The following is an 11,852-nucleotide window of genomic DNA, read 5'->3' as shown; positions in this document are numbered from 1 at the left end:
AGTACACTGCGCGTTCCAACACCTACTTCTGTTGATTTCGAGGTTCCGCATGACGCTCAGTCCTTTGGCAGGCAAGCCGGCTCCGGCCAGCGTGCTGGTCGATATTCCCCGCCTGTTGACCGCCTACTACACCGGCCGTCCCGACGCCGCGGTGGCGGCCCAGCGCGTGGCCTTCGGCACCTCGGGGCACCGCGGCACTTCGTTCGAGCTGAGCTTCAACGAATACCACGTGCTGGCGATCACCCAGGCCATCTGCCTGTACCGCCAGGAAAAGGGCATCGACGGTCCGCTGTTCATCGGCGCCGATACCCACGCGTTGTCCGCCCCGGCCGCCGCCAGCGCCCTGGAAGTGCTGGCCGCCAACGGCGTGCAGGTGATGCTGAGCCAGGATGACGAGTACACCCCGACCCCGGCGGTGTCCCACGCCATCCTCTGCTACAACCGTGGCCGCCAGCAGGGCCTGGCCGACGGCATCGTCATCACCCCGTCGCACAACCCGCCGCAGAGCGGCGGTTTCAAGTACAACCCGCCCAACGGCGGCCCGGCCGACAGCGACGTGACCAAGTGGATCGAGGCCAAGGCCAACGAGCTGCTGGCGGCGAACCTGGCCGGCGTCAAGCGCATGGATTACAAGCAGGCGCTGGCGGCACCGACCACCCAGCGTCACGACTACGTCAGCAACTACGTCGCCGACCTGGAAAACGTCATCGACTTCGAGGTGATCCGCAGCGCCAATCTGCGCCTGGGCGTCGACCCGCTGGGCGGCGCTGGAGTGCGCTACTGGTCGGCCATCGCCGAGCGCTACCAGCTGAACCTGGAAGTGGTCAACACCGAGGTCGATCCGACCTTCCGCTTCATGACCGTCGACTGGGACGGCCAGATTCGCATGGACCCGTCCTCGCCGTATGCCATGCAGGGCCTGATCGGCCTGCGCGAGCGCTTCGACGTGGCCTTCGCCTGCGACCCCGACCACGACCGCCACGGCATCGTCACCGCCGACGGCCTGCTGCAGCCGAACAACTACCTGGCCGTGGCCATCGACTACCTGTACCGCAACCGCCCGCAATGGCGCAGCGACGCGGCGGTGGGCAAGACCGTGGTCTCCAGTGGCCTGATCGACCGGGTCACCGCCGCGCTGGGCCGTGAGCTGTACGAAGTGCCGGTGGGCTTCAAGTTCTTCGCCCAGGGCCTGTTCGACGGCTCGCTGGGCTTTGGCGGCGAAGAGAGCGCCGGTGCCTCGTTCCTGCGCAAGGACGGCAGCGTCTGGGCCACCGACAAGGACGGCCTGATCCCGGCGCTGCTGGCGGCCGAAATGACCGCCCGCACCGGGCGCAACCCGAGCCAGATCTACGCCGACCTGACCGCCAAGCTGGGCAAACCCTACGCCACCCGCGTCGAGGCCAAGGCCGATGCGCGGCAGAAGGCGCTGCTGAGCAAGCTGGCACCGGAGCAGGTCAAGTCCACCGAGCTGGCCGGCGAGCCGATCCAGCAGATCCTCAGCCACGCCCCGGGCAACAACCAGGCCATTGGCGGGCTGAAGGTGATGACCGAGAACGGCTGGTTCGCCGCCCGTCCTTCGGGCACCGAGGACATCTACAAGATCTACGCCGAGAGCTTCATCGACGAGGCGCACCTGGCGCGCCTGGTGGCTGAAGCCCAGGTGCTGGTAGACGCGGCGATCGCCTGATCGACGCTGATACCAATCGCGGGGCAAGCCCGCTCCCACTGCCTGTTTCATTCTGGCGTGGGAGCGGGCTTGCCCCGCGATACGTTTGATTGTTCCATCGGTGGAACGATCCAGGCCATTTAAGCTATCTACCGATCAATTGGCCTCATCTGTAAGGTGGTTCCCATCCACGAGAGGAGGCTTCTCATGAAAAAGATCCAAGGTATCCACCGCAGCCCCCACGCCCATTGGGTGGGCGACGGCTTCCCGGTGCGCAGCCTGTTCACCTACGATCACCTGGCCCGGCACATCAGCCCGTTCCTGCTGCTGGACTACGCCGGCCCCCACGACTTCACCCCGACCACGGCCCGTCGCGGCGTCGGCCAGCATCCGCATCGCGGTTTCGAGACGGTGACCATCGTCTACCAGGGCGAACTGGAGCACCGTGACTCCACCGGCGCCGGCGGCCTGATCGGCCCGGGCGATGTGCAATGGATGACCGCCGCGGGAGGCATCATCCACGAGGAGTTCCATTCCCCGGCCTTTGCCCGTAGCGGCGGCACCCTGGAGATGGTGCAACTGTGGGTCAACCTGCCGGCCAAGGACAAGCGTGCCGCGGCGGGCTACCAGACGCTGCTGGCCAACGACATTCCCGTGGTGGCGCTGGCAGGTGAGGCGGGCAGTTTGCGGGTGATTGCCGGACGTTACCTGGATCATCAGGGGCCGGCGCGTACCTTCACCGAGATGGATGTCTGGGACCTGCGGCTGAGGGCCGGCGCCACGTTGCAACTGCCCTTGGCCGCCGGGCGCAATGCCGCGCTGGTGGTGCTGCGGGGTAACCTGCGGGTCAACGACGAGCGTGAGGCCGGCCCTGCCAGCCTGGTGCTGCTGGAGCGCGATGGCAGCGATGTGCGCCTTGAGGCGCTGGAGGAGGTGAGCGTGCTGCTGCTCAGCGGCGAGCCGATCGACGAGCCGATTGTTGGCTACGGGCCGTTCGTGATGAACAGCCAGGCGGAAATCGCCGAGTCGTTCGATGATTTCCAGGCCGGGCGGTTTGGGCAGATGGGCGGCGTCGAGCGCGGCGCCCGGCATTGACGCCGATCGCGGGGCAAGCCCGCTCCCACGCTTTGAGTCATTGTGGACTCAAGGCGTGGGAGCGGGCTTGCCCCGCGATTTTTTTAGCGGTCACACCTGATCCGGCACCACCGCGATCACATCGATCTCCATCAGCCATTCAGCCTGGGCCAACCCCGCCACCACCAGCCCGGTGGAAATCGGGAACACCCCCTTGAGCCACTTGCCCACCTCCTTGTATACCGGCTCGCGAAAGCGCGGGTCGGTAATGTAGGTAGTGGTCTTGACGATGTGCGACAGGTCCGAGCCGGCTTCTTCGAGCAGCTGCTTGACGTTCTTCATCGCCTGCTCGGCCTGGGCCTGCGGATCGCCCAGGCCCACCAGCCGGCCTTCGAAGTCGGTGCCGACCTGCCCGCGCACGTAGATGGTGTTGCCGGCCCGCACCGCCTGGCACAGGTCGTTGTCCAGGGTCTGGTTGGGGTAGGTGGCTTTGGTGTTGAACATGCGGATGCGAGTGTGGGTAGGCATCAGAGGGCTCCGAAGGTGCTGACGTTGCTGATCGAGGGTTGCTGCTCATCCGCCGCGCGCTGCTCGCGGTCGCGGTAGGCCAGGTAGGTGCGCTGGGTGGCGATGTGGCCGGCGACGTGCTTGGCGTCGTGCCATACGCCCCAGATGAACGACGAGCCACGGCGCGACAGCCAGGGCAGGCCGAGGAAGTACACGCCCGGCTCCTTCGACACGCCGCGCTGGTGTTGCGGCTTGCCGTTGGCGTCGAAGGCGTCCACCTGTAGCCAGCTGAAATCCACGCCGTAGCCGGTGGCCCAGATGATGGTCCTGACGTTGGCCTGGGCGAGGTTCAATTCCAGCAATGGCTGGCTGACGCAGGCCGGGTCGGGCAGGCGCTTGCGTGCCTCGGGTTCTTCCGGCAGGTCCAGGCCGTTGCGCTCGATATAGGCGTCGGCGGCGTCCAGCAGGGCCAGGTAGTTCTCGTCGCCGCGGTTGATGTTCTCGGCCAGGTTGTCCTGGAAGCGGGCCACACCGCCCTCGAACGACTGGGTCAGGCCGACCAGGGTCATGCCCTGATGGGCGAGGGCGCGAAAGTCCACGGTATGGCCACCACGGGCGCCGGACACGGCGATGGTCACGTGCTCACGGCCAGGCTTGGCGATCTCCGCGTCCCACTCGCCGAGCACGCCCAGCCACCAGCAGAAATCGCGGTTGCGGTAGCTGCGCGGCGGACGGTCATGGGCGCCGACCGAGAGGTACACCTGGCGCCCGGCGCGCATCAGTTCCTCGGCGATCTGCACCCCGGAGGAGCCGGCGCCGACCACCAGCACCGCGCCCTCGGGCAACTGCTCGGGGTTGAAGTAGGCGGCGGAGTGGATCTGGTGCAGGCCCTCGTCCTTCGGCGCGATGGCCGGGATCACCGGGCGCTGGAACGGACCGGTGGCGGCCACCACGCGGTTGGCGCGGATCACGCCCTGGTTGGTGTCGATGGTGAAGCCCGGGCGGTCGGCGTTGCGCACCACCTTCCTCACCTCGACGCCGGTGCGTACCGGCAGGTTGTACTTGCGCACGTATTGCTCGAAGTAGTCGGCGACCTGGTCCTTGCCGGCGAAGGCGTCGGCGTCGAGGTCGAATTCCAGGCCCGGGAAGCGGTCGTGCCAGACTGGCCCGTTGGCCACCAGCGAATCCCAGCGCCCGGTACGCCAGGCCTCGGCGATGCGCTTGCGCTCCAGCACCAGGTGCGGCACGCCGAGCTTGCTCAGGTGTTCGCTCATGGCCACGCCGGCCTGGCCGGCGCCGACCACGAGGGTGTCGATTTCGATGTTGTTCAGTGTCATGTCCCAGCCCTTCTTCAGCGGCGTTCTTGTTCAGGTCGGTGGGGACCGCCTTTGCCTGGGGCCAGACTAGGGATGGGCGGGAAATCGCGAAAATAGTATTTAGCTGGGGGTTGCCGATAAATTGGCGAAGGCCTGCGTTGTGACGCGGATGTTCAGGGTTGCATGGGGCCTTGTAGGAGCGGCCTTGTGCCGCGAAAGGGCTGCAGAGCAGCCCCGGCAATCTTGAGGTGGGCACAAATCCCGGGGCTGCTACGCAACCCTTTCGCGGCGCAAGGCCGCTCCTACACAGGATGCATTTGCGCCGCCTTAGTTTTTTCCTGCCCAGTACCGAGGAAAATGTTGGTTTCGCAGCTCCCGGGGCCCACCGAGAATGCCGGTAACCTCAACACAGGAGCTGCACCATGACCTTCTCCATCATCGGCCGCTGCCAGGAAACCGGCCAGGTCGGCATCGCCATCAGTTCATCGAGCATCGCCGTCGGCGCCCGCTGCCCGTGGGTGCGCGCCGGGGTTGGTGCCGTGGCCACCCAGAACATCACCTTGCCGGCCCTCGGCCCACAGATCCTCGACGCCCTCGAACAGGGCCAGCTGCCGCCCGCCGCGGCGCTGGACCGGGTGCTGAGCGCCAATGGCTGGAGCGAATATCGCCAGGTCACGGTGATCGACAGCCAGGGCCAGGTGGCGCTGTTCACCGGCAAGGAGGCCCTGGGCGTGCACAACGCCGTGGCCGGCGAGCAATGCGCGGCGGCCGGCAATCTGCTGTCGTCGCGGGCGGTGATCGAGGCCATGGTGACGGCGTTCGAACACGCCGGCGGCCACCTGGCCGACCGTCTGCTGGCGGCGATGCACGCGGCCATGGCCGCAGGCGGTGAGGCGGGGCCGGTGCACTCGGCGGCGTTGAAGATCGCCGGCGAGCTGACCTGGCCCTTGGTGGACCTGCGCGTGGACTGGGTCGAGCACGATCCCATCGGCGAGCTGGACAGCCTCTGGCAGGCCTACCGCCCGCAGATGCAGGACTATGTGACCCGCGCCCTGAACCCGACCGCAGCACCGAGCTATGGAGTGCCGGGCGATGAATGAGGTTTCCAGCCGTGCGCTGTTGGAGCGCTTGGTCGGGTTCGCCACGGTCAGTCGCGATTCCAACCTCGAACTGATCGCCTTCATCCGCGATTACCTGGCCGGACTTGACGTTGCCAGCGAGCTGTTCCACAACGAGGAGGGTACCAAGGCCAATCTGTTCGCCACCATCGGCCCCGCCGACCGTGGCGGCGTGGTGCTCTCCGGGCACACCGACGTAGTGCCGGTGGAGGGCCAGACCTGGACCGTCGAACCGTTCCGGCTGACTGAACGCGAAGGGCGCCTGTACGGCCGCGGCACAGCGGACATGAAAGGCTTTATCGCCTCGGTGCTGGCGGCGGTGCCGGCGTTTCTCGCCCAGCCGCTGAAGCTGCCGGTGCACCTGGCGTTTTCCTATGACGAGGAAGTGGGCTGCCTGGGCGTGCGCTCGATGCTCGCCGCCCTGGCGCAGCGCCCGCACAAGCCGCGCCTGTGCCTGATCGGCGAGCCCACTGAACTCAAGCCTGTGCTCGGCCACAAGGGCAAGCTGGCCATGCGCTGCCAGGTGCATGGCGCGGCCTGCCACTCGGCCTATGCCCCCTACGGCGTCAATGCCATCGAGTACGCGGCGCGGCTGATCGGCAAGCTGGGCGAGATCGGTGACGACCTGGCGCGCCCCGAGCATCACGACGAGCGCTTCGATCCGCCGTTCTCCACGGTGCAGACCGGGATAATCAAGGGCGGCCGGGCGCTGAATATCGTCCCCGAGGAGTGCGAGTTCGATTTCGAAGTGCGCGCCTTGCCCGGCTTCGAGGCCCAGGCCGTGGCCGACCGCTTGCAAAGCTACGCCGAGGCCGAGCTGCTGCCGCGCATGCGTGCCGTCAATGCGACCAGTGATATTCGCTTGCGCGCGTTGAGTGCTTATCCGGGTCTGGCCACGTCAGCCGAGAGCGAGGCCGCACAGTGGGTGGCGTTGCTTAGCGGTTCGGACGATTTCGGTACCGTGGCGTTCGGCACCGAGGGCGGACTGTTCGACCAGGCGGGTATCCCCACGGTGGTCTGTGGACCAGGCAGCATGGACCAGGGGCACAAGCCCGACGAGTTCGTCAGTGTCGAGCAGTTGCAGGGGTGTGATGCGATGTTGCGTCGCTTGGTGGTCCATCTCAAGCAGGACTGACTGACGGACAAGCCCAGTCGCCGCAAGGCGACCAGGCATGTTTTTTACCTCAGACCACGACACCCTGGCTGCGCAGGTAGTCGTCGTAGGTCCCGCTGAAGTCCACCACGCCATCGGCCGTCAGCTCGATGATGCGGGTGGCCAGCGACGACACGAACTCACGGTCGTGGCTGACGAACAGCAGGGTGCCCGGGTAGTTCTCCAGCGCCAGGTTCAGCGCCTCGATCGACTCCATGTCCAGGTGGTTGGTCGGTTCGTCCATCACCAGCACGTTGGGTTTCTGCAGGATCAGCTTGCCGAACAGCATGCGGCCCTGTTCACCACCGGAAATCACCTTTACCGACTTGAGGATCTCGTCGTTGGAGAACAGCATGCGTCCCAGGGTGCCACGGATCACTTGCTCGCCGCTGGTCCACTGACCCATCCAGTCGAACAAGGTGACGTCGTCCTCGAAGTCGTGGGCGTGGTCCTGGGCGTAGTAGCCCACCTCGGCGCTGTCGGTCCACTTCACTTCGCCCTTGTCCGGGGTCATCTCGCCGACCAGGGTGCGCAGCAGGGTGGTCTTGCCGATGCCGTTGGGGCCGATGATGGCCACGCGTTCGCCGGCTTCGATGGTGAAGCTGAAGTCCTTGAACAGCACCTTGTCGTCGAAGGCCTTGGCCATCTTCTCGACGGTGACCGCCTGGCGGTGCAGCTTCTTGGTCTGCTCGAAGCGGATGAACGGGCTTACCCGGCTCGACGGCTTGACCTCGGCCAACTGGATCTTGTCGATCTGCTTGGCGCGCGAGGTGGCCTGCTTGGCTTTCGAGGCGTTGGCCGAGAAGCGGCTGACGAAGGTCTGCAGTTCGGCGATCTGGGCTTTCTTCTTGGCGTTGTCCGACAGCAGTTGCTCGCGGGCCTGGGTGGCCGCGGTCATGTACTCGTCGTAGTTGCCCGGGAACAGACGCAGCTCACCGTAGTCCAGGTCGGCCATGTGGGTGCAGACGCTGTTGAGGAAGTGGCGGTCGTGGGAAATGATCACCATGGTGCTGTTGCGCGCGGTGAGGATGGTTTCCAGCCAGCGGATGGTGTTGATGTCCAGGTGGTTGGTCGGCTCGTCGAGCAGCAGCACGTCCGGGTCGGAGAACAGCGCCTGGGCCAGCAGCACACGCAGCTTCCAGCCGGGAGCGACTTCGCTCATCGGGCCGAAGTGCTGTTCCAGGGGAATGCCCAGGCCCAGCAGCAGTTCGCCGGCGCGGGATTCGGCGGTATAGCCGTCCATCTCGGCGAATTCGGTTTCCAGCTCGGCGACGGCCATGCCGTCTTCCTCGGTCATCTCCGGCAGCGAGTAGATGCGGTCGCGTTCGGCCTTGACCTTCCACAGCTGCTCGTGGCCCATGATCACCGTGTCGATCACGGTGAATTCTTCATAGGCGAACTGATCCTGGCGCAGCTTGCCCAGGCGGGTGTTGGGCTCGAGCATCACCTGGCCGCCGGACGGCTCCAGGTCGCCGCCGAGGATCTTCATGAAGGTCGACTTGCCGCAACCGTTGGCGCCGATCAGGCCGTAGCGGTTGCCGTTGTTGAATTTGACCGAGACGTTTTCGAACAGGGGCTTGGAGCCGAACTGCATGGTGATATTGGCGGTGGAGATCAAAGCGCTTACCTATCAGTAGCTTACGTGGCTGGATTTTCAGCTGATACCGATCTGATACCAATCCTGAGCGTGTCCAGCTCGCTCCAGTCGGAGCTTGAGTTGAGCCAACGCGCATGCGTCGACAGCAGCATGCGCACGCTGTGACCCAGCTGTTGGGTGATAAATGCGGGAGTTGAGGCCAGACATTGCGGCTATTGTCGCATAGGTGTGACGACAGTTGTATGGGGGCTCTCCTGATCCCCAGTTCACTCAGCCTCTTGACCATCGGCGCCAGTGGGTGACCCACGCCACGCAACGGCGTCTATAGGGGGCTGTGCAAGGAAGCAAAAAGGAGTTTACGTGATTTGCATGGCGATTTTACTGGTGCCAGCTTGAACGGATGCATGGCCACCGCCATGCGCATGGATTATGACAAGCACCGTTGTCCTTACATCGGCCTCAGGTTCGATTGGTGGCTGGTAGGCACATCCAAAGGAAAGCTGATCCCTTTTCTACTGCTAGACGCGCCGTTTTCTCTGGTGGTCGACACCGTCTTCTTTCCCTTCGAGTATCAATACACCTGCAATCTTTAACGTAGCGGACTCGTCCAAATCGAGGTGTGATCCAGCCTGGCTTTTTCATCCGCCCAGCGCCAGCATGACTGGCAAAAGTTGTAGCAGGTCTTGCCCAGGCGATTCTGTATCTGGTTCTACGCGGGCATTGAAGGCGGCTGTAGCCGGGCTATGGTAGATTCCTGCCTCCAACAGGGAGGTGCCAATGAGCAATCGAGGGAAGGATAGTCAGATCGACAACATCGAGTTCAACGTCAGCGACATCAAGCGCAGCAAGGATTTTTACGGCGCGGTGTTCGGTTGGACCTTCATGGACTACGGTCCGACATACACCGAGTTCAGTGACGGTCGGCTTACCGGTGGCTTCACCACGGGCGAGCCGGTCAGGCCAGGAGGGCCTTTGGTCATCCTGTACGCAGGCGATCTTGCCAAGGCCGAGAACAGTGTCGTGGCGGCGGGCGGCAAGATCAGCCGGGAAGTGTTTTCGTTCCCAGGTGGAAAACGGTTCCACTTCATCGACCCAGATGGCTATGAGCTGGCTGTCTGGACAGCTGCTGATTGAAGTGGACGGAGCTAACCTGAAGCCCCTTGCCAGTCGCTAGTCCTTCACTGAACTGGTTCGATCAGATCCTGTCCTTGATTGCGTACGTTACCCACTGCAGCGCCCACCCGGTACCACTCAAAAGTCTCCGACGGCTCGCCCAGGTTGAGCAGCAACTGCTCGGCGTGTTCACTGGGCATAGGGGCCGACATCCATTCTTTAGCCAGGCCAGATGGCAGCACAACCGGTCGCCGGTCGTGCACGTCGACCAGGCCGCCCTGGGCATCGGCGGTGATGATCACGAACCCGTCATGATCGTTGCCGGCGAACTGGCCGATGGCGGCGCACAGGGCAGGGCGACCGTCGCGTCGGCGGATGTAGTAGGGCTGCTTCTTCGGCCCGCCTTCATCCACCCATTCATACCAGCCGTCCACCGGGGTGATGGCACGGTATGGCCATATCGCCCGAAAGAAGGCACCGTGCGCCACCTTTTCGACGCGGGCATTGATCGGCGCAGCACGGTCGGTCGCCCAGTGCGGGCGCCATCCCCACCTGACCATGTCTGCACGCGGGCCTGTGCCATCTACTCGAAGCACTGCAACCTGCGTGCTCGGTGCAACGTTGTAATGACCGAGCGGCTGCTCACCGACATTGTTCCGCCAGGCCCGCGGCATGCTCAGGGTTTCAACGAAGTCATGGAGCCCGCGGTACTGGCTCAGCCGTCCGCACATTTCCCATCCCTCCTGCTTGAACTTGAAGGATAGGTCGTCGAGCGGTGTCCGCGATCCTCAGTTGTTGAATGACTGCGCCAGGAACCCGCTGATCAGCGAGGCGATCTGCTGTTGGATCAATGCCCGTGGCCGAGCATTGTCCAGATGCCCGTCAATCTCTGCGAGCGTGATGAAGGTATCTGGTCTGGCAATCACCTTCGACAGGTTGTCTGGCGAGAAGGCGTCCAGGGCTTCCTGGGCGATCGCGTCGCGTATGCCTTCGGTGGCATAGGTGTCGAGAAATACCTGGATACCCAGTGCGGCAAGGCACAGGGCATCCTGAGGCAGCGCTTTGCGCAAAGTGATCGGCTGCATTGATTGCCTCCTGGCATCGCCTGTCTGGGCCGGGCAGGAGTCTATCGCCAACCTGGTAAACAGGCCTCATTGGATCTGGCTCCTGGCTCACTCTAACAGCTTGGGCAGGGCCTGTTCAGTCAGTGGTCGATCCCTCAAGCGCGGCTCTTCTCATTCCTACCTGGCGAACCTCTAGCGGCGGCAGCGGTTTCGCCGTGCCGGCCCCATCGCCACACTGCATTCCCTTCAATTCGCTGGGCGGAATGTGGACATGCAGCTGCCGACGACGCTGCTGGATGATCTTCTGGATGCGTCTCATGGGGGCACACCTTGATGGGCATCCTTGCGAGAGCCGGAGGGCATGACCATCAGTAAACGCCTGTTTGCCTGAAACACCCGTCTCGCCTGACCAATGGACGTTGTCCTGGCGCTGGCGGGCTGGAATGGGAGTTGCTTGAACCCAGGAAACCGATCATGCGGGAGAGCAGACATGTTCCAGGATGACTTCAATTTCATGAGCTTCGTCGTGGCTGCCGTGCTGGCTTTGGATGTGGTGGCGATCTTCGTGTTCCTGCAGGCCAGTGCCTGATCCCCATTCCTGGGGATAAGGCCCCTGAACTGGGGCCTGTACCAGAAAATCTGTTTGAGTGTTTATTGGTTTAAATTGATATTCGTGTGAGTGCTCCGCTTGTCTGCTGGACAAGCCGACCCTCTGGACGCTAGTACACTCACCCGTGCGGTAAGCAAGTCCCACTCATAAGGAGCATGAGTCATGGCACAGCAACAAAAGGCTTTTGATGAAGAACTGGCCGCCGATGTTCAGGTACCTCCGGGTTATACCTACCTGAGCAGCGGTCGTTGCGATGTGAAGGGCAAGGAGGGAGAGCGGGCCGGCGCGAACTTCGTCGAAGCGCAGATCCAGCAGTACAAATCCTTCATCCTCAGGACCACCGCCGGTGCGGGCACGTTCATGGTGCGCCTGGACTACTCTGGTGGCAGCGACAAGAACCTGCAATACGTCAGTATCGATGCGAACTACTCCGCCCAGGAGACCTTCAATATTCGCAGCGTTTCGATGAGCAACCTGCGTGGCTTGTTCGCCGCCGGCAAGAGTTCGGCCAACCTGAGTTTCTACGTGTTCGGAAAACCTTGATCGGGTTCGCTTGACCTGCATGGACTCCGGTCGTTCGATGACCGGAGTCTTGCGTCTGCAATCCTGTGACTGTGCTAGATTCCTTCGCCTT

At 63.7% G+C, this 11,852-nt stretch carries 12 protein-coding genes and 2 pseudogenes; 7 read left to right on the top strand and 7 right to left on the bottom strand.

Going from position 1 to position 11,852, the window contains the following annotated elements:
* Positions 1-49: 49 nt before the first annotated feature.
* On the top strand, positions 50-1,687 hold the full coding sequence (gene pgm, locus VUG52_RS14535) for a phosphoglucomutase (alpha-D-glucose-1,6-bisphosphate-dependent) (protein WP_050705391.1): 1,638 nt from the start codon (positions 50-52) through the stop codon (positions 1,685-1,687).
* A 186-nt stretch (positions 1,688-1,873) separates the two neighbouring features.
* Entirely contained in the window at positions 1,874-2,761 is an 888-nt protein-coding gene (locus VUG52_RS14530) for a pirin family protein (RefSeq protein ID WP_050705392.1), read from the top strand.
* Between the two features lie 90 nt (positions 2,762-2,851).
* Here the strand turns inward: VUG52_RS14530 and VUG52_RS14525 are convergent, their stop codons facing one another.
* Both VUG52_RS14525 and VUG52_RS14520 read right to left on the bottom strand, forming a co-directional pair.
* Positions 2,852-3,268, bottom strand: coding sequence for a RidA family protein (locus VUG52_RS14525; RefSeq protein WP_050705393.1), 417 nt, complete (start codon positions 3,266-3,268; stop codon positions 2,852-2,854).
* Complete coding sequence (locus VUG52_RS14520; protein ID WP_050705394.1) at positions 3,268-4,584, bottom strand: flavin-containing monooxygenase; 1,317 nt, start codon at positions 4,582-4,584, stop codon at positions 3,268-3,270. Before VUG52_RS14520 ends, VUG52_RS14525 begins: the two co-directional genes overlap by 1 nt.
* Positions 4,585-4,985: 401 nt before the next feature.
* Here VUG52_RS14520 and VUG52_RS14515 point away from each other — a divergent pair, with 401 nt between their 5' ends.
* Positions 4,986-5,663 (top strand): DUF1028 domain-containing protein, encoded by a 678-nt coding sequence (locus VUG52_RS14515; protein WP_050705395.1) that lies wholly within the window; start codon positions 4,986-4,988, stop codon positions 5,661-5,663.
* Positions 5,656-6,816, top strand: a complete 1,161-nt coding sequence (gene argE / locus VUG52_RS14510) for an acetylornithine deacetylase (RefSeq protein ID WP_050705396.1) — start codon at positions 5,656-5,658, stop codon at positions 6,814-6,816. Before VUG52_RS14515 ends, argE begins: the two co-directional genes overlap by 8 nt.
* Positions 6,817-6,865: 49 nt before the next feature.
* On the opposite strand, the gene VUG52_RS14505 is transcribed toward argE, so the two are convergent.
* Positions 6,866-8,452: an ABC-F family ATPase gene (locus VUG52_RS14505; protein ID WP_050705397.1), complete on the bottom strand. Its 1,587-nt coding sequence runs from the start codon at positions 8,450-8,452 to the stop codon at positions 6,866-6,868.
* 20 nt (positions 8,453-8,472) lie between these two features.
* Positions 8,473-8,680: pseudogene (locus VUG52_RS14500) on the bottom strand (site-specific integrase); the annotation flags it as partial.
* Between the two features lie 155 nt (positions 8,681-8,835).
* Between VUG52_RS14500 and VUG52_RS14495 the strand changes: the two are divergent.
* Together VUG52_RS14495 and VUG52_RS14490 are read left to right on the top strand one after the other, a co-directional pair.
* Positions 8,836-9,024 carry a YceK/YidQ family lipoprotein gene (locus tag VUG52_RS14495; protein WP_050705398.1) on the top strand — a complete coding sequence of 63 codons (189 nt, stop codon included), beginning with the start codon at positions 8,836-8,838 and terminating at the stop codon, positions 9,022-9,024.
* A gap of 184 nt (positions 9,025-9,208) precedes the next feature.
* Positions 9,209-9,565, top strand: coding sequence for a VOC family protein (locus VUG52_RS14490; protein ID WP_050705399.1), 357 nt, complete (start codon positions 9,209-9,211; stop codon positions 9,563-9,565).
* 44 nt (positions 9,566-9,609) lie between these two features.
* Here VUG52_RS14490 and VUG52_RS14485 read toward each other — a convergent pair whose 3' ends face one another.
* The 3 genes and pseudogenes from VUG52_RS14485 to VUG52_RS14475 all read right to left on the bottom strand — a co-directional run bounded on the left by VUG52_RS14485 (position 9,610) and on the right by VUG52_RS14475 (position 10,927).
* Positions 9,610-10,275, bottom strand: coding sequence for an SOS response-associated peptidase (locus VUG52_RS14485; RefSeq protein WP_050705400.1), 666 nt, complete (start codon positions 10,273-10,275; stop codon positions 9,610-9,612).
* 141 nt (positions 10,276-10,416) lie between these two features.
* Positions 10,417-10,629: pseudogene (locus tag VUG52_RS14480) on the bottom strand (GNAT family N-acetyltransferase); the annotation flags it as partial.
* A gap of 115 nt (positions 10,630-10,744) precedes the next feature.
* Entirely contained in the window at positions 10,745-10,927 is a 183-nt protein-coding gene (locus VUG52_RS14475) for a hypothetical protein (RefSeq protein WP_050705402.1), read from the bottom strand.
* 453 nt (positions 10,928-11,380) lie between these two features.
* Between VUG52_RS14475 and VUG52_RS14470 the strand changes: the two genes are divergently transcribed.
* A complete protein-coding gene (locus tag VUG52_RS14470; protein WP_050705403.1) occupies positions 11,381-11,761 on the top strand; it encodes a hypothetical protein in 381 nt (126 codons plus the stop codon).
* The last annotated feature ends 91 nt before the right edge of the window (positions 11,762-11,852 follow it).

Origin of the sequence: Pseudomonas sp. LH21, from assembly GCF_036549575.1 — a bacterium.
GTDB classification, from domain to species: domain Bacteria; phylum Pseudomonadota; class Gammaproteobacteria; order Pseudomonadales; family Pseudomonadaceae; genus Aquipseudomonas; species Aquipseudomonas peradeniyensis.
This window is presented reverse-complemented; position numbering and strand designations above follow the sequence as displayed.

Bases quoted from the DNA above. Each gene is read 5' to 3' on its own strand.
- argE (WP_050705396.1), top strand. From the start codon at position 5,656: ATGAATGAGGTTTCCAGCCGTGCGCTGTTGGAGCGCTTGGTCGGGTTC.
- VUG52_RS14475 (WP_050705402.1), bottom strand. From the start codon at position 10,927: ATGAGACGCATCCAGAAGATCATCCAGCAGCGTCGTCGGCAGCTGCAT.
- VUG52_RS14515 (WP_050705395.1), top strand. From the start codon at position 4,986: ATGACCTTCTCCATCATCGGCCGCTGCCAGGAAACCGGCCAGGTCGGC.
- VUG52_RS14495 (WP_050705398.1), top strand. From the start codon at position 8,836: ATGGCCACCGCCATGCGCATGGATTATGACAAGCACCGTTGTCCTTAC.
- VUG52_RS14485 (WP_050705400.1), bottom strand. From the start codon at position 10,275: ATGTGCGGACGGCTGAGCCAGTACCGCGGGCTCCATGACTTCGTTGAA.
- pgm (WP_050705391.1), top strand. From the start codon at position 50: ATGACGCTCAGTCCTTTGGCAGGCAAGCCGGCTCCGGCCAGCGTGCTG.
- VUG52_RS14525 (WP_050705393.1), bottom strand. From the start codon at position 3,268: ATGCCTACCCACACTCGCATCCGCATGTTCAACACCAAAGCCACCTAC.
- VUG52_RS14470 (WP_050705403.1), top strand. From the start codon at position 11,381: ATGGCACAGCAACAAAAGGCTTTTGATGAAGAACTGGCCGCCGATGTT.
- VUG52_RS14520 (WP_050705394.1), bottom strand. From the start codon at position 4,584: ATGACACTGAACAACATCGAAATCGACACCCTCGTGGTCGGCGCCGGC.
- VUG52_RS14530 (WP_050705392.1), top strand. From the start codon at position 1,874: ATGAAAAAGATCCAAGGTATCCACCGCAGCCCCCACGCCCATTGGGTG.
- VUG52_RS14490 (WP_050705399.1), top strand. From the start codon at position 9,209: ATGAGCAATCGAGGGAAGGATAGTCAGATCGACAACATCGAGTTCAAC.